This is a genomic window from Anabaenopsis elenkinii CCIBt3563 (assembly GCF_015245355.1).
In the GTDB taxonomy this organism is placed as follows: domain Bacteria; phylum Cyanobacteriota; class Cyanobacteriia; order Cyanobacteriales; family Nostocaceae; genus Anabaenopsis; species Anabaenopsis elenkinii.
In genome coordinates, this window is record NZ_CP063311.1 from 1,507,391 (window position 1) to 1,529,465 (window position 22,075).

Annotated in this window: 14 protein-coding genes; 13 read left to right on the forward strand and 1 reads right to left on the reverse strand. The window is 39.0% G+C overall.

The genetic code is table 11. The annotated features are described in order from the left end of the window. The first annotated feature begins 161 nt into the window (after positions 1–161). The 6 genes from IM676_RS06815 to IM676_RS06845 all read left to right on the forward strand — a co-directional run bounded on the left by IM676_RS06815 (position 162) and on the right by IM676_RS06845 (position 11,395). Positions 162–1,196 carry an IS701 family transposase gene (locus tag IM676_RS06815; protein ID WP_200990106.1) on the forward strand — a complete coding sequence of 345 codons (1,035 nt, stop codon included), beginning with the start codon at positions 162–164 and terminating at the stop codon, positions 1,194–1,196. A gap of 36 nt (positions 1,197–1,232) precedes the next feature. Then, on the forward strand, positions 1,233–3,659 hold the full coding sequence (locus tag IM676_RS06820; protein WP_200989508.1) for a hypothetical protein: 2,427 nt from the start codon (positions 1,233–1,235) through the stop codon (positions 3,657–3,659). Positions 3,660–6,639: 2,980 nt separating this feature from the next. Beyond that, complete coding sequence (locus IM676_RS06830) at positions 6,640–7,614, forward strand: nucleotidyl transferase AbiEii/AbiGii toxin family protein (protein WP_225880463.1); 975 nt, start codon at positions 6,640–6,642, stop codon at positions 7,612–7,614. A 659-nt stretch (positions 7,615–8,273) separates the two neighbouring features. Next, positions 8,274–9,926: a hypothetical protein gene (locus IM676_RS06835; RefSeq protein ID WP_200989510.1), complete on the forward strand. Its 1,653-nt coding sequence runs from the start codon at positions 8,274–8,276 to the stop codon at positions 9,924–9,926. Between the two features lie 549 nt (positions 9,927–10,475). Then, a complete protein-coding gene (locus IM676_RS06840; protein WP_200989511.1) occupies positions 10,476–10,724 on the forward strand; it encodes a helix-turn-helix domain-containing protein in 249 nt (82 codons plus the stop codon). Between the two features lie 89 nt (positions 10,725–10,813). After that, a complete protein-coding gene (locus IM676_RS06845) occupies positions 10,814–11,395 on the forward strand; it encodes a PDDEXK family nuclease (RefSeq protein WP_404799827.1) in 582 nt (193 codons plus the stop codon). 21 nt (positions 11,396–11,416) lie between these two features. Here IM676_RS06845 and IM676_RS06850 read toward each other — a convergent pair whose 3' ends face one another. Then, entirely contained in the window at positions 11,417–12,502 is a 1,086-nt protein-coding gene (locus IM676_RS06850; RefSeq protein WP_225880465.1) for a DNA-methyltransferase, read from the reverse strand. 708 nt (positions 12,503–13,210) lie between these two features. On the opposite strand from IM676_RS06850, the gene IM676_RS06855 reads away from it, so the two are divergent. The 7 genes from IM676_RS06855 (at position 13,211) to IM676_RS06885 (ending at position 22,029) form a co-directional block, all read left to right on the forward strand. Then, entirely contained in the window at positions 13,211–14,293 is a 1,083-nt protein-coding gene (locus tag IM676_RS06855; RefSeq protein ID WP_225880466.1) for a hypothetical protein, read from the forward strand. 13 nt (positions 14,294–14,306) lie between these two features. Further along, on the forward strand, positions 14,307–15,527 hold the full coding sequence (locus tag IM676_RS06860) for a vWA domain-containing protein (protein ID WP_225880467.1): 1,221 nt from the start codon (positions 14,307–14,309) through the stop codon (positions 15,525–15,527). Next, entirely contained in the window at positions 15,524–16,570 is a 1,047-nt protein-coding gene (locus IM676_RS06865) for a superantigen-like protein SSL4 (protein WP_200989514.1), read from the forward strand. Before IM676_RS06860 ends, IM676_RS06865 begins: the two co-directional genes overlap by 4 nt. A 48-nt stretch (positions 16,571–16,618) precedes the next feature. Continuing rightward, complete coding sequence (locus IM676_RS06870; RefSeq protein WP_200989515.1) at positions 16,619–18,352, forward strand: protein kinase domain-containing protein; 1,734 nt, start codon at positions 16,619–16,621, stop codon at positions 18,350–18,352. Between the two features lie 3 nt (positions 18,353–18,355). Then, the gene (locus tag IM676_RS06875; RefSeq protein WP_200989516.1) at positions 18,356–19,702 is read left to right on the forward strand and encodes a serine hydrolase; all 1,347 of its coding nucleotides are present in this window, start codon (positions 18,356–18,358) and stop codon (positions 19,700–19,702) included. A 16-nt stretch (positions 19,703–19,718) separates the two neighbouring features. Beyond that, a complete protein-coding gene (locus tag IM676_RS06880; protein WP_200989517.1) occupies positions 19,719–21,260 on the forward strand; it encodes a VWA domain-containing protein in 1,542 nt (513 codons plus the stop codon). A gap of 88 nt (positions 21,261–21,348) precedes the next feature. Then, complete coding sequence (locus tag IM676_RS06885) at positions 21,349–22,029, forward strand: hypothetical protein (RefSeq protein ID WP_200989518.1); 681 nt, start codon at positions 21,349–21,351, stop codon at positions 22,027–22,029. The last annotated feature ends 46 nt before the right edge of the window (positions 22,030–22,075 follow it).

Genomic DNA, 22,075 nt, shown 5'->3' on the forward strand with positions numbered 1-22,075 from the left:
AAGATGCCCACCCCACAAGATTTATAATCTTAATGTGTGTACTTTATTTACTTTAAAAATGGTGGAAATACAAATACATAATAACTAGGAGTTACGCATTGACAGAATAACAAAATAGTGCATTGATAAATATAGGTCGTCTACTTGCTAGGTATCAGACAATTAGAAAAATCACGAAACCATCCACAGCGCAATGCAATCTAGACCTATACACCTTATTTTTACTGTCAGAGCCAAAGTTTGGGGGGTGCAGTAGGTTAGCAGAGATATTAGGAGACGTTTCACATGATAGTGTGAATCGCTTTTTACTGAGAGAGCGATATGAACCGAAAGATTTATTCAACATTATAGAAAAAGTTATTAACTTGGTAGGAGGAATACTAAGTGTAGATGATACAGTGATAGAAAAGATTTACAGCGACCCCAAAAATGCTGAATTAATCGGTTATTTTTGGTCAGGTAAAGCCCATAAAACAATCATTGGCTTAAATTTAATCACTCTATATTACAGTGATATTCATGGTAATTCAGTGCCAATAAATTACAGAATATATCATAAAAAGGAGGGAAAAACAAAGAACGATTATTTTAGAGAAATGGTAAGTGAAATAATAAGCTGGGGAGTCAAACCCAGAATTGTAACAGGTGATAGTTGGTATTCAGGAGTAGAAAATTTGAAATTTCTAAAAAACCAGAAATTGGGTTTTCTCTTCGGAATTGAAAAAAATAGAACTGTTTCAAATGAGCCACACAAGTATTGTCAAGTAAGCACTCTGGCTATTCCCGAAGAAGGATTAAGGACTCATCTGAAAGAATTTGGATTTATAAATTTGTTTAGGAAAGACTTTAAAAAAGAAGACTCTAGACACTATATTTTGTATCTTCCAGATGAGGAAAGAATCGAGGATATAACTAGAAATGAATTTATGACAATTCATGATACTCATTGGGGAATTGAAACCTTTCATCGAGCCATAAAACAAGTATGTGGAATTTGTCGGTTCATGGTTAGAGATACTCATGCAATTAAGACTCACATCTTTTGTTCACTTCAAGCTTTTGTTAAGTTGGAGTTTATGCGCTCTGAGAAAATAATTAGCAATTGGTATGAAATACAACGGAATCTGTTTACTTTAGTTGTACGTGAGCATATTTTTGCTAATCTTAATAGCGATCGCATGATCTATGATCCATAGATCATATTTTTTGTCAATGCGTAAGTCCTAATAACCATGATTCCAATTCACGAATTTAGCACCGGAATTAAAGCAGAAAGAACCCCTAACGGTGGTTGGGTATCCCTGGGATTTACCGGTAAATATATGAACGCCACCCTAGACCCCATTCCCCTGGTTGTTAAGCAGTCCATTGCTAACCTAGAATTTGTCGTGATAATAGCGGCTTTTACCAAAGAACCCGCCATTATTGGGCGAGTAGTGGGGACAGGGGAAAACTCCTGGGGAGTGATAGCTGTAGTTACAGGAGCAAAGGATAAAAATGGCCGCACTTTATCTTTATCTTTATATCGTTATTTCTTGACTCCCGGAGCCAATCACCTGCGCTATCTCCTAGCTTGGTGGGAAAGTCAGGGAAAACCCACATTTAACCCCTTTGATAGTAAAAATATAGGTCAATATGCAGAGTTTGACCCAGCCTCGGCTCATCCATCTGACTATGACCCCACAGCCAATAATCTAGAACTAGTACCTACAAAGCCCACATTATTACAACCACAGCAGTATAACTTAACAACTATCCACACCCTAGCCATTAAGAAACATAATCTGGATAAAACTCAACCTATTTCCTGGGCGTTTAATGTAGAAGCACTGAAAAAACCCCACAGTTTTCAGATTATCCAACCTGCTTTCTTAAGAGCTTATGAGAATTTAGAAAGGGAGATTAGTAAACTACCCCAGTCACCCACAGACGCAATCCCTGACCAGATACTTGATGAGATTGACCAGATAGTTAATCAGACCCTGAAAACAGAGATTAGTCAACCACCCCCATCACCCACAGACCCAACCCCTGAGCAGGTGTCACCAAAAAAGACCCTTGATAAAGCATCGACTCAAAAAGCCGTTAAAGCCGCCATTCAAAGCTTAATCAATATCTCACAAGTCAAACCCCCAGCTGTAGAGACAATTATTGACACCTTAGAAAATCAACAACTGAATACACAAGAATGGTACAGCTTATTTGATGCCGAGGGTGCAACCACCGCCATCACTGAAAAAATCTATAGTTCTCCCTTAGCGCGACTCATGACCCTGCGCGCCATAGTCATCCCAGAAACTTTACCAGAGTTTCTAGGGTGGTTAAATATTCAGCCTGGTAAACAACCCAGTGAGGCGGAAAAGACCTCTTTACAGTTTCAAGTTGCTATCCGTGGGTATTTCCCCACAGAGAAATTAACAGCGGGAATTAAATTACTTATTCCCTACTTACTTAAAGGGGAAATTTCCCCAGAGTCCGTACACTGGTTATTTCTTAAAGATAGGGTGTGGGCTGTTTGTCGGAGTCAGTTGATTAATGATGTGCGCTATGACTTGGAATTAATTTATCAACAATCTAAAGCTTATAGACAAAACTTTAATAATTTAAAGTTTCCCCTGGAGATGTGGCAAGAGTTAATTCCCCTTGTTGGTAATCTTCCTCAGTTATATTATATCAAGGAATATTGGAGTTTAGCCCAATTATTTTACCTATTAAAAGATTATCAATTATGTATATACTTTTATCAAATCAGTCAGGGAGATGTTGATAAAAAATTATTTTACCAAGCTTTTCCTAATGTGGGAACTGCAGAAACTAGCGCGAATTTTTTAGGTTTAACAATTACAAGAGAAATTACTTTAAGTGAGAATATCAAACTTATCAGGTTTAAAGTATCAATTGCAGCAGTTTTTAGTTTATTAGTTTTATCTGGGTTTGGCGGTTATTATCTAGCGGGTGGGTTTTCATCATGGCGAGAAGACATCAAAACCCTAGAAAATGAAACTAAAAATATTGCGGAAACTAAACAAGAGATTAATAAAATTGTTGACAACCTCACCAGACAATACCCACAGGAAGAGGTAATCAAAAAACTTAGAACAGAGATGGATTTCAAGGAACTGAATTATAAACTCATTAACCCTCCAGTTAACCCACCCCATGAAACAGAGATTATTGCTAAACTTGAGTCAGCTATTAATGATATTAGATTATCTCAAAAAATATCTGCTTATCATCAAAAGCTGAACACACCCAGAAACCCTCAAAAATTTAACCTGTGGTCAAATCAACCTGATATGAGATCAACCTATAAAAGGTTAGAGAATAAGGTATCAGAAGCACTGAAAGCAGATGTAATAGAGAAGGCACTTAATCCCTCAAACTTCAAAAAAACCACAGATTCTTTAACGAGTATAATTCGTGAAATAACACCACGGTCACCATTAACTCGAAGTGTCGAGCAATTATTAATCACTCGGCTTGGGCTTACTGGAAAGATAGAAAACCTACAAAACTTCACGCAACAACAGAAGAAAGATTTAGTAGAAGCTATACATAAGTATCAAATTCAAGAAAAACTACCAGCAGATGGGATTATAGATAAAAGTGGCGAGACATATAACCGATTAAAACAAGATATAGGAAACCAATTTAGATAGTCAGAATTTCTTTCAAAAATTCTGGGATCTGGAGTGACTCGAAAAGCAATTTAGAAAAGGGCGGGCAAGATGCCCACCCCACAAGATTTATAATCTTAATGTGTGTACTTTATTTACTTTAAAAATGGTGGAAATACAAATACATAATAACCATGATTCCAATTCANGAATTTAGCACCGGAATTAAAGTAGAAAAAACCCCTAACGGTGGTTGGGTATCCCTGGGATTTACCGGTAAATATATGAACGCCACCCTAGACCCCATCCCCCTGGTTGTCAAGCAGTCCATTGCTAACCTAGAATTTGCCCTGATAATAGCGGCTTTTACCAAAGAACCCGCCATTATTGGGCGAGTAGTGGGGACAGGGGAAAACTCCTGGGGAGTGATAGCTGTAGTTACAGGAGCAAAGGATAAAAATGGCCGCACTTTATCTTTATCTTTATATCGTTATTTCTTGACTCCCGGAGCCAATCACCTGCGCTATCTCCTAGCTTGGTGGGAAAGTCAGGGAAAACCCACATTTAACCCCTTTGATAGTAAAAATATAGGTCAATATGCAGAGTTTGACCCAGCCTCGGCTCATCCATCTGACTATGACCCCACAGCCAATAATCTAGAACTAGTACCTACAAAGCCCACATTATTACAACCACAGCAGTATAACTTAACAACTGTCCACACCCTAGCCATTAGGAAATATAATCTAGATCAAACTCAACCTATTTCCTGGGCGTTTAATGTCAAAGCACTGAAAAAACCCCACAGTTTTCAGATTATCCAACCTGCTTTCTTAAGAGCTTATGAGAATTTAGAAAGGGAGATTAGTAAACCACCCCCGTCACCCACAGACGCAATCCCTGACCAGATACTTGATGAGATTGACCAGATAGTTAATCAGACGCTGAAAACAGAGATTAGTCAACCACCCCCCTCACCCACAGACGCAACCCCTGAGCAGGTATCACCAAAAAAGACTCTTGATAAAGCATCGACTCAAAAAGCCGTTAAAGCCGCCATTCAAAGCTTAATCAATATCTCACAAGTCAAACCCCCAGCTGTAGAGACAATTATTGACACCTTAGAAAATCAACAACTGAATACACAAGAATGGTACAGCTTATTTGATGCTGAGGGTGCAACCACCGCCATCACTGAAAAAATCTATAGTTCTCCCTTAGCGCGACTCATGACCCTGCGCGCCATAGTCATCCCAGAAACTTTACCAGAGTTTCTAGGGTGGTTAAATATTCAGCCTGGTAAACAACCCAGTGAGGCGGAAAAGACCTCTTTACAGTTTCAAGTTGCTATCCGTGGGTATTTCCCCACAGAGAAATTAACAGCGGGAATTAAATTACTTATTCCCTACCTGCTTAAAGAGGAAATTTCCCCAGAGTCCATACAGTGGTTATTTCTTAAAGATAGGGTGTGGGCTGTTTGTCGTAGTCAGTTTATGAATGATGTTTACTATGATTTAGGATTAATTTATCAACAATCTAAAGCTGATACAAAAAACTTTAATAATTTAAAGTTTCCCCTGGAGATTTGGCAAGAGTTAATTCCCATTGTTGGTAATCCTCATCAGTCATATTATATCAAGGAATATTCGAGATTAGCCCAATTATTTCACCTATTACCATATTATAAACTATGTGCATACTTTTATCAAGTTAGTCAGGGATATGTACCTCAAAAAATATTTGAAATAGCTTTTCCCCTAGCTGCGACTATAGAAACCTTTTTAGGTTTAGAAATTCACGGAAAAACTAGTTTAAGTGAATTTTTTATCAAAATTGTCAGGTTTAAAGTACCAATTGCAGCAGTTTTTAGTTTATTAGTTTTATCTGGGTTTGGCGGTTATTATCTAGCGGGTGGGTTTTCATCATGGCGAGAAGACATCAAAACCCTAGAAAATGAAACTAAAAATATTGCGGAAACTAAACAAGAGATTAATAAAATTGTTGACAACCTCACCAGACAATACCCACAGGAAGAGGTAATCAAAAAACTTAGAACAGAGATGGATTTCAAGGAACTGAATTATAAACTCATTAACCCTCCAGTTAACCCACCCCATGAAACAGAGATTATTGCTAAACTTGAGTCAGCTATTAATGATATTAGATTATCTCAAAAAATATCTGCTTATCATCAAAAGCTGAACACACCCAGAAACCCTCAAAAATTTAACCTGTGGTCAAATCAACCTGATATGAGATCAACCTATAAAAGGTTAGAGAATAAGGTATCAGAAGCACTGAAAGCAGATGTAATAGAGAAGGCACTTAATCCCTCAAACTTCAAAAAAACCACAGATTCTTTAACGAGTATAATTCGTGAAATAACACCACGGTCACCATTAACTCGAAGTGTCGAGCAATTATTAATCACTCGGCTTGGGCTTACTGGAAAGATAGAAAACCTACAAAACTTCACGCAACAACAGAAGAAAGATTTAGTAGAAGCTATACATAAGTATCAAATTCAAGAAAAACTACCAGCAGATGGGATTATAGATAAAAGTGGCGAGACATATAACCGATTAAAACAAGATATAGGAAACCAATTTAGATAGTCAGAATTTCTTTCAAAAATTCTGGGATCTGGAGTGACTCGAAAAGCAATTTAGAAAAGGGCGGGCAAGATGCCCACCCCACAAGATTTATAATCTTAATGTGTGTACTTTATTTACTTTAAAAATGGTGGAAATACAAATACATAATAATCATGATTCCAATTCACGAATTTAGCACCGGAATTAAAGTAGAAAGAACCCCTAATGGTGGTTGGGTATTTTTTGTATTCCTTCGACTACACTCAGGGAACTGATTTCGGTGGTTGAGGGAAGTCGAAACCGCGATCGCCCCCTTGATGTTCCCTTCGACTACGCTCAGGGAACATATTGATGTGGGTCTTTTATTGTATGATTTTATTGTATGATTTTTATGCGACCATAGGTTTGATTCGGAAGTTAGAGGTTGTATGTCCCCAAGCACCGATTTAATTGGGGGAAGAGGTTCAACGCAGGAGCAAGGGGAAGTGAAGGCAAAAGATGAAGTTGAATCCCCATCTGAATTACCCCCCTTAATTCCTGAACAGAGTTCCCTTCCTACGGTCTCAAAACTGAATTACCAGCCACAGTCTAGTGATACGAACATTGAGGCAGATAAATATTTATTTGCTCGCCTGCGACAACTCTCCCTCAAACAACGTTTAGAAATGTTGGTTGCTCATGAGCGTGGAGTGAAAAAACTGTGCCTTGTAGGAATTAAATCCCGACATCGTGGCGCCTCTGTAGAGGAAATTCGTCGTGTTTTTACCCGTGCTGTATTAGCAGAAAAATTTAGGGTTGATTTTCACCCCCAAGGTAATGATGAAAATATGTGGATTCAGGATTCAATCTCGTTGGCTGGAGAATTACACATAATTTTTGAGTCCACGAATATTCCTTACTATGTAAGTGGTGGTGTTGCATCTTCGCTGCACGGTGAACCTCGTTCCACTCGTGATCTAGATTTGGTAATTTCAGTCGAATCTGACCAAATCGATGTGTTGGTGGCGACACTTGAAGGTGCGGGATACTATTGTCCCCCAGGTGCGGTTGAGGGTTTAAAGCAAGGCAGTGAAAGAATGCTGAATATCACCCATACTGAAACTATTGCAAATGCAGACTTATATATTACTGATGTTTCACCATTTGCAGTGTCTCAGATGGCACGTCGCAGACTCATCGATTTAGAAGGCATACCTGGGTTTTGGGTGGCTTCCCCAGAAGATACAATTTTACAGAAGTTACGGTGGGGTAGGAGGAGTCAATCGGAAAAACAGTGGCGTGATGTCTTGGGGATACTGAAGTTGCAAGCAGAAACTTTGGACTACGCTTACCTTGCACAATGGTCAGAAACCTTGGATTTGATTGATGCTTTGAACCAAGCATTTACTGAAGCAGGTGTGTAATATTTAACCTGGATGTCAATAAATGCGATCGCCCCTAAAACCTAGGATTGGGTAAAATTAACCCCAATGCGATCGCCTAACCAATTTAAATCCCTGACTTCTCCAAGAAGTCGGGGATCTGGAGTGACTGGAAAAGCAATTTAGAGGATGTTTGGAAAGTATTAAACAGGTAATGTTTATATTAGGGAACAGGGAACAGGGAACACACCGAAGGATTGGGAAGGATTGGGAAGGATTGGGGAACACACCGAAACAATAAAATCCAGTCCCCTCCTATCCATTACCCGGATCTTTCTTAACATTCGTGAGAGCGATCGCTCGCAAACCCCCAAACCTTAATCCTCCGTTGATGATTCTCAATAAAATAAGGGTTTTATCAAGAATAATAAGGTACATTTTGTCAAGAGTAGGGAAATTTTCAAGCGTTGAAACCATTGCCACATAAATGTTTCAAGATTGTTAAGAAAGATGTGAGTAATGAATAGCCTTACAAGGGGAGGGTTAGGGTGGGGTAAAACAATATTTGATACACTAATCATACCTTATCAAACATCCTCTTAGAAAAGGGCGGGCAAGATGCCCACCCCACAAGATTTATAATCTTAATGTGTGTACTTTATTTACTTTAAAAATGGTGGAAATACAAATACATAATAACCATGATTCCAATTCATGAATTTAGCACCGGAATTAAAGTAGAAAAAAACCCTAACGGTGGTTGGGTATCTCTAGAATTTACCGGTAAATATATCAACGCCACCCTAGACCCCATTCCCCCGGTTATAGAGTGTTCCCTTGCTAACCAAGAATTTGCCACCACAGGAGGAGCTTCCGACGAGCAACCCGCCATTATTGGCCGAGTGGTGGGGACTGGGGAAGAGACTTGGACTGTGATGGCTGTGGTCACACAAGCAAGGGATGAAGGCGGCTACAAATTTACTTTCTATCGTTATTTTTTCACCCCCGGAGCTAATAACCTGCGCCATCTCCTAGCTTGGTGGGAAAGTCAGGGAAAACCCACATTTAACCCCTTTGATGGTAAATACATAGGGGAATGTGCATATTTTGACCCAGCTTTGGCTCGTTCATCTGACCTAGACCCCACAGCTAAGGATCTGGAACTAGTAACTACAAAACCCACATTATTGCAACCACAGCAGTATAACTTAATAACTGTTAATACCCTAGCCATTAAGAAACATAATCTAGATCAAACTCAACCCATTTCCTGGGCGTTTAATGTAGAAGCACTGGTAAAACCCCACAGTTTTCAGATCATCCAACCCGCTTCCCTAAAAGCCTGTGAGATTTTGGCAAAACAGATTATTGAAACAGCATCGACTAAAAAAGCCATTAAAGCCGCCATTCAAAGCTTAATCAATATCTCACAAGTTAAACCCCCAGCTGTAAAGACAATTATTGACACCTTAGAAAATCAACAACTGAATACACAAGAATGGTACAGCTTATTTGATGCCCAGGGTGCAACCACCGCCATTACTGAAAAAATCTATAGCTCTCCCTTAGCGCGACTCATGACCCTGCGCGCCATAGTCATCCCGGAAACTTTACCAGAGTTTCTAGGGTGGTTAAATATTCAGCCTGGTAAACAACCCAGTGAATATCACAATACTTCTTTACAGTTTCAAGGTGCGATCGGTGATTATTTTCCCCAAGAGCAACTAGCCAAGGGAATTAAATTACTTTTACCTAAGTTACTCCAAAAGCACATTTCCCCGGAGTCTATAAATTGGTTACTGGTTAAAGGTAGTGCTTGGGCTGTTTTTCGTCATCGGTTGATTAATGATGTGCGCTATGATTTGGAATTAATTCATCAACAATCAGATACTGATGCCAAACAATTTGATAATTTGAATTTCCCCCAAAAGATTTGGCAAGAGTTAATTATGTGTCGGCAATTTGTTATTGATGATTCCTACAAGTTATCTTACTACAAGCCTTTGGCGCAATTATTCGAGTTACTACAAGAATATGATTTATCTGCCTACTTCTATCAGGTCAGTGATGCTATAGTTTCTAAAAATGTATTTTTAGGGGCTTGTCCTAACCCTAGTAATGAACCATATTCACCCACTATTTTAGGTCTAACTTTTAAAAGAAAAATTAGCCCAGTAGAGACAATTACAAGATTAGTAAAGTTTAAGATCAATAATGAAATTTTATTACCTGTTTTGGTATTATTAGCATTTATTACAGTTGGTTGGTTAAGACGAGAATACGGGATGTTTTTTAATTATAACTTAGAGGATGTTTGGAAAGTATTAAACAACTCAATTAAGCGAATCTTTTGAGAGGATGTTTGATAAGTTTTCCACAGGTAATTTTTATCTTAGGGAACAGGGAACACACCGAACAGGTAACAGGGAATGAGGAATGGGTAACAGGTAACAGGTAACAGGTAACAATAGCCTTCTGAGTTTTTAAACTCACTGTAGCTGCAAGATCCCGGACTTTTCACATCATCAGATAAGTGGGAGCAAAGGGCGATCGCCGCCTATGAAGCCCTGTCAGCAAGACAACGTTTATGGGATGAGGTGATGATGGCAATTGAAGCCTTGAGTTTATTATAAAATTGCGTAAAATTAACCCCAATGCGATCGCCTTACCAATTTAGTTTCACCCCACCCTAACCCTCCCCTTATCAGGGGAGGGGACTTGATTTTGTTGCTTCCTCCGTTTCTCTGTTCCCCCAGGAAAAGACTTTCTGTTACAAACCCTAGTGATGACAGGGTAAAAAACCTATTTTGGGTTAATCCCATACTAGGTTTTAAAATCTGAGGAAATCTTGATTTCAAGACTTGAAATTAAGTAAACCGTTGCAGAAAGCAAATTAAATTCATGTGTCTAAATCAGTTTTTACCCAAAGGTATAATCGATTTCGCCAGTTACTGATCAAAGCTCGCCAATCCGCCGGGTTGACTCAATCTCAGCTATCGTCAAAGCTTTCCCGTCCACAATCATACGTCTCAAAGTATGAACGTGGTGAACGCCGTTTGGATCTAATTGAGTTCTTAGAAATAGCGGAAGCCCTTCAGGTTGAACCAGAAACATTTATAAAAACATTGCTGGAAGAAAATGAGGAGAATTAATTATTATTATTGAATTTTTAGATTTTAACAATGCTGATCATATTATCAATACACAGTATCAATCTGAATGGAGCGAAATTAGTACTAGTTTGAATAAAATGCCTTTGCATATCAAGGCTTCTGATCAGGCAAAAATTCAAGGTAAGCCTATTTTTGATCCTGTAGCAAGCAATCAATATATAAAAAATGCATTGGTCAATTTAGAATGGCATAGTAATATCCCCATTCCCCAAAAATACAAGTTTTTGGGAAAAGACGTTGATTTTGGTAAATCGGGTATTATTTTAGAGAGCCAATTTTCCAACTATCCATTTCTTTTAAACAATCTATTACGCTCAGAATTGTTCTTTAAAAGCAGTACTGAGTTTGTAGGAACCCCTACAAAGCTATTACTTATTATTACAAAAGCTCAAATATTCCCTGCTGCTAACAGTACTTTGTACTACGAACAAGCTGTTAAACAATTAAGTGCTTTAATAGACAATAATGTTTTTGACATACCAATTAGGCTTATGGGATTATTCGAGCCAACAAATGTAAATATATCAGCCATTTACACTGTATATCAGAGTACAAGACACTCTAGAATTGCTCAGAGCCAAGTTAATTGTAAATGTCAACTAATTCCGAATAGATATGCAAGTAAGCGTTATAAAATTGAAATAATCTAACTAAATAATGTAACTAAATCCTTAGAACAATTCTAACTCAAGTTGATTTTTTGGGCTTTTATCTGATTTTTTTTGACCATTTCCATTGAGTTTTGGATCTATGGGAATATCTTCACCTTGCAAAGTAGCTGAAAAAGCTGCTTCCTCATACAGCAATCGCTCGTACATTTCCTGTAAATGGTACTCTTCGGGATATATCTTTGCTTTGCTTCTATCTGATGCTCTTTCTCCAACTTGCACATCAAATCTAAATTTTTCGATTGGCTCACCTGTAAGCTCAACGTAATCCCGTAAGGTTTTTAGGTTGGGAAAATAGCCTTTTTGATCAGGTTTTCCACTGAGTCGCCGAAGTGCTACTTGATGATATTTTGGATCTATTTCCGTACCGATAAAGTCTCGGCTATGGTTTTTAGATACAACTGCTACTGTCCCCGCTCCCATATATGGATCAAAGACTAAATCACCTTCTTGGGTTGTAGCTAATACAATTCTGGATATCAAATCCTCTGGAAATTGGCAAGGATGTATTGTTTGTTCTTCATGATTGTGTTTCACATTCCGAAATAACCAAATGTCTCCAGGATTTTTACCATCTGGATTACATGATAATTCTCCCTTACGAGTTCCTCGATAATATTTTTTATTTTGATATTTTTGTGGAACCCTTATAGCATCTAAATTAAATGTATATTCATTAGTTTTGGTAAACCAGAGAATTGTCTCATGTCTACAAGAAAATTTTTTTTGAGCATGAAGCCCATGTTGTCTAGCCCAGATAATTCGATTTCTAGGTAACAAACCAAATGATTCTAGTATTGGAAAGAAGCGGATATCAAGAGGGATAATTGTACCTTTATCAGAAAAAGCCCCTACCTGCCAAAATAGAGAACCTGTTTTTTTAAGAATACGGCTGCACTCTCTCAGGACAATTTTTTGTTCCTCTAGATAACTATCAAGAGCTTGTCTTGCTTCGTATTCCTTTCCTAAATTGTATGGAGGTGAAGATATAACTAAATCAACACACTCCTCTGGCATTTTTTTTAATAATGTTGTGCAATCTCCTAAAATAATTTGATTTATTGGTAGTTTTGGTTTTTCAGTATTCAACGCTATACCTACCTTTGATAAACAACAACTCAATTATTAACTATAATAACCCAATATAGGTTATAGATCAGCATAACACATCAAACTATGCTACTTAAACATAAATTTTTATTTTTATACAAAAAATCCAAATAATACAAATAATATACTCATAATCCGTTGCTTTCCAAAGGACTGGGTAAAATTAACCCCAATGCGATCGCCTAACCAGTTTAGATCCAGATCCCGGATAAGTCCGGGTTCTTGGGTTGGGGGGGTATTTCATGCACTATTACATACACTTTTATACTAAATTGGGGTGAAGAGGATGTTGGAAATCTTATGATTAGGGTATCAAAATTGTTTCACCCCACCCTAAACCTCCCCTTGTAAGAGGAGGGTTATATGGAATGGGGATCTGTTTGCAGCGATCGCATTCGCTCAAGACCATCAAATACATAATCTCCTAGTCAGATTTATCTGACTTTAGCTTTGAGACGGGGGTTTCTAACCCCCGGCTCCCCGTGTAGCATCAAGGTGAAGAGGATGTTAAAAATCTTATGATTAGGGTATCAAAATTGTTTCACCCCACCCTAACCCTCCCCTTGTAAGGGGAGGGGACTTGATTTTGGTGTTCCCTCTGTTTAATAGTTATCCAGAAAGTGTCCGTACACATAAAAATTTACCCCGATGGGAGTGTAAGATAAAGTGAGAATCTACCTGTACATTTTGGCTGGACTCACATCAGCTTTAATCGGCTGGAATTTGGGTCAATTCTTCCTCACCGACTTGGGGATATTAAGACAGTTTCCCGAAATTGTGTTATTTCCCTGTGTAGCTATATCTTTAGCGGCGGGTATGGTGATGAATGAAATATTTATCAGCAACCCCACCAGGTATAAACTCAACTTGCGCATTGTCAAGAGACCTTTATTAATTGCTCTGGGTTTGGGTAGTTTAGCTGGGTTGATTGGTGGTGTAATTTCCCAGGTTCTCTTTTTACCGGTGCTGGGGGTTCCCAGTGCATTTGTGAGAACTTTGGGATGGTTGGTAATTGGTGCTGCGGTGGGGATTGCTGAAGGTTTAAGCTGGCGTTGGCACAGTATGGAAGCGGGAGACCCGAAACGGTTCCGCAAACGCTTAACCACTAGCTGTGTTGGGGCGATGGCGGCCAGTCTATTGGCTGCGGCACTTTTTGAGGTCATCCGTGGTGCTTCAGGGACATCAACGGCGGAATTTAGAAGTATTGAAGACCCTTTAGGTTTCGCGGTTTTAGGGTTAGTGCTGGGGATAGTTTTTAGTGTGACTAATTCTCCCAGCTATATGGCGGCTTTAAGAGCTGGTACAGGTTTTGAGTATACACGGTTTAAACAAGATGAGTATAGTCATGATGAGGATGGTGAACTAGTATTAGAAAATTGGCAAAAAACATCACCATATATAGATAAATCCCTATTAAGATTTGTCAGCGATGGCGAAGCTGAGGATATTGAAGAAGGTTTATCAATTCAATTACCCAGCAATGGTAAGGTAACCATTGGCTCAGGGATGGATAAGGCACATATTTATCTGCCTGGAGTTGCTCCACACATGGCAGACTTAATAGTGAAGCAGCGCGAGGTGGTTTTAGTTCCTCAGAACAAATTTCACAATTACATAGAAGTTAACGGTTCCCGGTTAAATTCCTCAAAACAAATATCCTTAAAGCATAATTACGTTTTGACTTTTCACACGGTCAAAATGGATGGCCAACATGAAGAAAAATTTTATCGGTTTGTCTACTATAATCGCTTCCTGGACCCACAAGCTTAGTTTGTCGGTGTTGATGGTAGCTTCCTTAGCTGCTCCCAGTTGGGGAGAGCAAAATCAGGCGGAAATTGTTGGTAATCCTCAAGTTAATGATGACCAGGTAACTATTCGCGTTCAGGTGACAAACGCAGAAAATAGGCGACCAATTATGGGTCTACAAGAGAATAATTTTAAGTTACTTGTAGACCAACAAGAAGTTAAATTTTCACCCAGAGACTGGAAAAGTCCAGAAGAAAGTGTACCCCCTCCAGCTTGGGTAATTGTCCTACTAGATTTCACTGGGAGTATGAACCAGTTAGACAGTAGTGGTAACACCAGAATTGCAGGTGCAATTAGTGCTGTGCGTCAGTTCGTTAATAGCTCTAGTCAACGGGGTGGGGATACCAAAATATCTATTGTTCCCTTTGGTATCGGTGGGCGTAATTGTCCAGATTTACCGGTGAATCCTACGACTCTGGATAAGTTCTACTCAGCAAGTCATATTCAACTACAAAACTATCTAGACCATTTAGCAACACTCAGACCCTGCGCCGCTACTGACCTTTATGGACCGATAAATGAAGCGGTGAGGTTTTTGGGAAATGAGAAAGACCCGCGTTTTGATGTCTCGGAAAATTCTCGTCAACCTCAACCGCGATTATCAATTATTATGCTGTCTGATGGGTTTCATAACCAGGGGAATGAACAACAGCATTTTAATGTTTTAAAAGGTCTGTTTAACCGCCATGATCATATTACTGTACATACCTTGGGCTATGGGTTGACCCCCGCACAGTTAGGCGCAAAATATAAACTGGGTAGAGCTGCTACCCGTGCTGATATTGGGACTGGTGCGGGTAAGGTTCCAGAAGATGAGTTTATAGACCAACAACGGTTAAAAGAAATTGCTGATTTAACGGGGGGAGTTGCTGAATTTTCGGGAGACGCTACCAGCATCGCCGAAAACTTACAACTATTTCTCAATGCTTTATTAGGTGAATATGAAATCACCTACACCCAACCCAATGCAGAACGGGGGAAAAAGCATCAAGTCCAAGTGGTGGTGAATGTCCCTGGAAGTAAAAAACCAGCAGAGTCAGATCCTAAGAATTACAGAATTACTGTATTTGGGCGATCGCTCCCTGGAGTAGTGCGCCTAACTATATTTATACTGACATTAGGGGGGATTGGTTTGGCTGGTGTATTACCATTTCACTTTTGGGGTAAGTATTTAAAAGAGCAGGCTGGAGATACATGAATAAACTTACCTTCAGCCTCATATTATTCATGAGTTACGGCTGTAGTCAACCCCTACTCAATTCTCGCTCTGCGATCGCACCTGTAACTACAGTCTCCGATTGTTTACAAACATCTAAAGTTAACCTCAATCGACAAAATATCACCGAAGTTGCACTAGATGAACAGATGTTAGGTCAATCTGGCCGTGTGACTGCTACTGAAGCTGTGGGTTATCAATTTGATGCACAATCAGGTCAAACACTCACATACAGCACTAATGAAGATGTGTGTATTGTGGTTTATACCCCCGATAATCAAATCATTGACGGTGGAGAATTACTCACCAGTGGAAAATATATTCTTCAAGTTTCCTCACCCCAAGATGAGAGAGCATTTGATTTACAAATGTCTTTAACCACTCCTGTTGTGGAAGATATTCCAGAGACTCCCACACCAGAACCGACAACTGTCAACACTGCTGCGACACCCCCAACCACTAACCAAACTACTGTCAAAAATACTCCCAGGACTAAAACACGAAGACCTACACCTGTAAATACTGCTAGGAGTTCCCCAAGGACTAACCAAACTACTGTCAACGATACCCCAACCACTAACCAAACTACAGTCAACGATACCCCAACTACTCAAACACGTAAGTCTATACCTATCCCAGTACCTTCAAACCCCGCTTTAGTATCTCAGTCGGTTAGTTCCCCAGAACCATCTATATCACGGCCACCAGCTGATGATTTTATCAGAAATCACTATACAGCACTCAACAACCGTCAATATGATCAAACATGGAGTAGGTTATCCCCCCAGTTTAAAAGTATCTCTGGAGATTTTTCTGGCTATCAAGAATGGTGGGATAGTGTAGCAGCAATCAGAATTGGTAATGTGGAGCTAATTAGTCAAAATAGCGATCGCGCTGTAGTTGATGCTCAACTATGGTATGAAATGAAAAATGGCAGAGTTGCAGAAGATAAGAAAACCAGAATTTCTCTGATGTGGAGTGATGAGGCTAACAGCTGGTTATTTGTGCGTAAATCATCCCCCTAATTATCAAAACCATCTTCCGATTTAATCAGTATTTACTCATCCAACACCATGAATAACCTACTCACTAACAACCGCTATGAAATCATCAGTCCCCTTGGTGCTGGTGGCTTTGCAGAAACCTTCTTAGCCTATGATACACAAATGCCTTCCCTGCGGTCAGTGGTGGTTAAACGCCTTAAACCTAATAGGCAAAATGGGGATTCTACATCTACTGAATTAATCACCAACCTTTTCCGCAAAGAAGCAGCAATACTCGAAGAATTGGGAGCTAATTGTACTCAAATTCCCGAACTCTATAGCTACTTTTGCGAGAATGATGATTTTTATCTAGTTCAAGAACATATTCAAGGTAAAAACTTGGCTCAGATGGGTCAAATCACCTCAGAAAAAGCCAGAATTATTCTCTCTTCTCTGTTGACTACCCTGCAATACATCCACAGTAAAAATATTATTCACCGGGATATTAAACCAGAAAATATTATTATCCGGGATAGTGATGAGCTACCGGTATTAATTGACTTTGGCGCAGTTAAAGAAACTATGGGAGCTGTTACCCTAGGTTCAGGTTCTACCGTTAGTTCCGTCATAGTGGGAACTAGAGGATTTATGGCGCCAGAACAAACTGCAGGTAGAGCAGTGTTTAGTACAGATTTATATGCTTTGGGATTAACAATGATTTATGCTTTAACTCAAAAATTACCCATTGAGTTTAGCACCAGTTTAATTACAGGAAACTTAGACTGGCATAGTCATGTACCCGATCTTGACCCTAAATTAGCACAAGTCTTAGATAAGTCCATCATCATGGATTTAGGAGGGCGTTATCCCAGTGCGATCGCAATGTACCAAGACTTACATAATGACTTACATAATATGGATACTGGGGCGCAGGGAATAGCACCCAGTCAAGTTAATACAGTGATTGTAAGTCCTAAAGTAGGGACTAAATCCGATCGCCCTGGGGAAAATACCCCTGTCAATCCACTCCCAACAGAGGTGATCAATCATCCACCCAACCAAGACTCAAAGCAAAAACCCAAACGGTGGATTTTTGGGTCTGCAATGATTATCATATTGCTTCTAACTAGCTTAAGTATAGTGGGTGGTTTTTTCGTCACCAGACAGATTTTAGAAGCACAACAAAAAGCTACAGAAGCGGAACAACAGCGACAACAAGCTGAGGAAAAACGCCTAGAAGCAGAAGCAAAAGCAGCAGCAGCAGAACAACGCAGACAAGAAACCGAGCGACAACAAGCTGAGGAAGAGCGACAACGTTTAGCAGCACAAGCGCAACAAGTCAGACAAGAGCGAGAACGTTTAGCCGCTGAAAGAAAACGCTTAGAATCTTTTCAGAGGGAATCTTTTCGGAGGGTAAGTCAACCAGTACATAATATTTCTCAAAATGAAGCATTACAAATAGTCCAAAGTTGGTATCAAGCGAAACCACAAATTTTTGGGCCATCTTACGACCTATACCTAGTAGACCAACTAGCAACAGGCACTCTTTATTATAACACCACAAAGCCTGATGGTTCAGTTGCTTGGTTACAGAATAACAATGCTTACTATACATATACGACATCTGAAATTACAGATGTTGAAGAATTTTCTAACTCTGGTACACGACCATATATAAAAGTGAGAGTTTTTGAGGATTTATATCTCCACGGGAGACGAGGTATTGATAGAAAAAACTCAGGTCCTTATAGAGGTACATTTACTTACGTCTTTGCACAGGAAAACGGTGTTTGGAAAATTTATGACTACAAGAAGGTACGATAATTAATGAGTAATAATACTAAGCTTCGTCGAAGAATTGTTAGAAAAAGACTCTCTATTAACTTTAAGAGATTGATCTTGTTTTATCTGGTTTCTATATCTACAGTAATCATTTTTAGCTTATTAATAAGGCAAATTCTTAGTAAGCCAAGTCATCAAGCTAAAAATACTACTCATCCCCCTACTTCTCAAGTACGAGATCCGCAACCTATAGTATCCACTGTTACAAATTCTACAGGTATAAAAAATGTAAACAACTTACCTATCACAACCAATGAAACAAATAACAATTCAGGTCAACCAGCTATCTACTCAAATATTAACCGTGTAAATAACTTACCTATCACAACCAATGAAACAAATAAAAATCTAGGTGCAACAGTCAACATTTCCTCAAACATGAGGATAATCCCAGAAGATGATTATACACAAGTTGGATTAAAATTAATCTCTCAACAAGACCTAACACAATTTCCTAGAAATCACGATCAAAAATTACAAAATATAGTTAATTACATTGTAAATTATGTGACTTCTAAAGGTGCTTCAACAAAGGATTTATCTATCAGCTTAGTGGATTTAAATAGTCAAACTTATGCTGGATATGAAGACGAAGTAACAAGATTTCCCGCTAGTGTAACTAAATTGTTTTGGATGGTATATTTATATGGTACAAAACCAAATTTACTTCAACAACCGGAAATTCAAAAAGCTTTAAATAAGATGATTCAAGACTCTGATAATGAATCAGCTAGTCTAATCATAGATAAAACTACTAGAACTGAATCAGGAGATGAATTAACTACAGAGGAATTTCAAAAATGGTATAAAAACCGTTTGAGTATGAATCACTTTTTTAAAGAAGATGGTTACCAAAACATAAATATTAGTCAAAAGTTATATCCTTATAGTAAAGTTAATGGACCTGCGGGGAGAGACTTACAAATCCGCAAACCAGATTCTCATCCTTTACCTATAAGAAATTACACCACGACTTATAATGTGGCGCGACTACTATTTGAAATAGAAACAGGCGAATCAGTTTCTAAACAATATAGTCGTAATATGAAAAATCTTTTACAAAGGAGCTTAAAAAAGGAAGAATGGGAAAAGATAGAATTTAATCATATTGCAGGTTTTTTTGGTGAAGGTTTACCAGAAGATGCTCAACTGTTCTCTAAAATGGGGTGGAACTTTCAGACCCGCAATGATGCAGCTATTATAGTTAGTCCAGATGGTAAAGCTAAATATATATTGGTAGTTTTTGGAAATCATCCCAGCTTTTATAAAGATAAAAAAATGCTCCCTGAAATATCACGTCAAGTTTACGATTACATGACTACAATTTACTAGTGAGGTTAAGCATAAAATGTCAAATATATTGAGAAACCTAAGAAGAAATAAACCCCTACTATTTGGCATATATGCCGCGATCGGTTGTCTCATAGCAGCCATAATACTAGGGGAACCATTTTTAGCCCTAACCAGAATCGCACCCACAACAACGGGAAAAGCAGTAGTTCTGTTAATAGATACCAGCGGTTCCATGGGGGAAATAGTCTCAGGGGATGTTACCCCCACAGGACGAACTCAAACCGTAGATGGGAAACAATATAGAATAGTCACCGGTGGTACATCTAAAATAGATGTCGTCATTGAATCCCTATTAAAGCTAGTAAATACTACCCAACTGGGAGGAAACGATCGCCTGTCAATCGTCAAATTTGATAGTTACGCTTCCCAAATCATTGGACTCACCAACCCCACAGAAAAGGATAAACTACAAACAGCCATCCAGAAACTGCGGAACATTTCCGGTAGTACCAACATGGCGGATGGGATAAGAAAATCCTACGACCAATTAAGATATAGCAACCTTACCCCGAACATCCTCTTATTTACCGACGGACAACCGGACAGTGCAGAAGAAGCTCTAAAAGCCGCCCAAGATATCAGAAATAATAACGTTAACCTGATTGCTGTAGGTACTGGTGACGCTGACATTCACTATTTAGCCCAACTCACAGGCGATCGCTCCCTAGTATTCTACGCCGACTCAGGGGACATTGATCAAGCCTTTCGCGAAGCCGAAGCCATTATCGGTAAAGAGTTAGTAGAATCAGCACCCACAGGTTACCTCAGCTTAGAATATTCGATGCTGCGCATAGGTGGTTGGACAGCATTTTTAGCCCTGGGTATTTGCCTATCCTTAATTATAGGACAAAACCAATATATGCACCGTCCCCTACTGACACCCAAAAAAGGAATCATCAGCACCCTAGGAAGTCTCAGCGCGGGTATGATTGCAGGTGGGGTGAGTCAATTTTTATTTTTCTCCCTCCCGGAAATTACCATACTACAAACTGCCAGCAGAATTATTGCTTGGGTAATACTCGGAACCTTACTAGGAGGGGGAACCCACTTTTTTGTACCCAACCTGAAGCTGAGAAACGCCCTAATTGGTGGTACTCTAGGGGGAGCCATGGGAGCCATAGCCTTTTTGATTACAGCGATCGCCCTGGGAGACATTTCCGGTCGGTTATCAGGTGCGGTGATCCTGGGTTTTTGTATTGGTTTAATGATTGCGTGGATCGAACAAAAACAACTTAGTCAAGAACCCTATCTTTTAGTGCGTTGGACCCCCACCGAAAAAACAACCTACTTATTAGGTGCAACACCGATTACCATTGGTAGTTCTGTAGATGCACAAATACCCCTGAACGCCTCGGAAGGTTTCACCCCCATCACCGCGAAATTCTACAAACAAGGAGAAAACATTCTCATGGAATTTCACCCCGAATATGCAGAAAGAAAAAACATGAAAAAACCTCTTCAACAACTACAACCAGGAGACACCCGTAAACTAGGAAACATCACCCTAGAAATCATGTCAACCCCCATGGAAAATTAGACCCATATGTTAATTTATGTTAAAATCATGTCAAATTTATGTCAAAATGGTTGAGTGAAATCAAGCACCAAGTAACCGGGTAACTATTATGCAAACTGATTTACAAGACCTAGAAATCAGCCGTACAGAGTTAAATAACTTAACCGGATTAGATATCAACACAGTTCCCAAACTCTCTGTTGTGCAAGACCCAATCAAGATGTTAAGTTTTGTATTTATCAAACAACAGGAGGGTAAACAAGGGTTATATATTCTGTTTGCCATATCTGCTTGGATGTCGATATTATTTATTTTCAAAGAATATAAAGGCTTTTTTGACTATATTATAGGAGGCTTTGCCCTACTGGTGTCAGTCACTACCGGAGTTCCCACTTATGAAACTCTGCAAAAATATATGCAGCTTTCCGGTAAAGATTCCCCCATGCTGCTACTTTGCAAATTACTAGAAGAGGTAGATAGACATAACCAAATAATTAAAAATATTGACACCTTAGACCAATTAAAATCAGTAGGTAACGCCATTGATTTAAGCAACAGAGAAAAAGTGATTGAAGCCATCAAAATCACCAGAAAAGATTTACTACTAGCGATAAAAACCGACAAAATATTAAGAGAAAATCCCGGATTTAACCCAGAATCCTTTGCTGTTGACCTCACAGGTTTACAAGCATTACAAGTAAGTGCGACAGCAAGTGAATATAGTCAAATATTAGATCAAGCCTTACAAATAGGGGTGAACGTACAAGAGGAAATGAGACAACTATCCTAAGAGGATGTTTAGTAAGTTATGATTACTGTATCAAATATTGTTTCAC

Bases quoted from the DNA above. Each gene is read 5' to 3' on its own strand.
- IM676_RS06860 (WP_225880467.1), top strand. From the start codon at position 14,307: ATGGTAGCTTCCTTAGCTGCTCCCAGTTGGGGAGAGCAAAATCAGGCG.
- IM676_RS06870 (WP_200989515.1), top strand. From the start codon at position 16,619: ATGAATAACCTACTCACTAACAACCGCTATGAAATCATCAGTCCCCTT.
- IM676_RS06820 (WP_200989508.1), top strand. From the start codon at position 1,233: ATGATTCCAATTCACGAATTTAGCACCGGAATTAAAGCAGAAAGAACC.
- IM676_RS06830 (WP_225880463.1), top strand. From the start codon at position 6,640: ATGTCCCCAAGCACCGATTTAATTGGGGGAAGAGGTTCAACGCAGGAG.
- IM676_RS06885 (WP_200989518.1), top strand. From the start codon at position 21,349: ATGCAAACTGATTTACAAGACCTAGAAATCAGCCGTACAGAGTTAAAT.
- IM676_RS06875 (WP_200989516.1), top strand. From the start codon at position 18,356: ATGAGTAATAATACTAAGCTTCGTCGAAGAATTGTTAGAAAAAGACTC.
- IM676_RS06880 (WP_200989517.1), top strand. From the start codon at position 19,719: ATGTCAAATATATTGAGAAACCTAAGAAGAAATAAACCCCTACTATTT.
- IM676_RS06865 (WP_200989514.1), top strand. From the start codon at position 15,524: ATGAATAAACTTACCTTCAGCCTCATATTATTCATGAGTTACGGCTGT.
- IM676_RS06835 (WP_200989510.1), top strand. From the start codon at position 8,274: ATGATTCCAATTCATGAATTTAGCACCGGAATTAAAGTAGAAAAAAAC.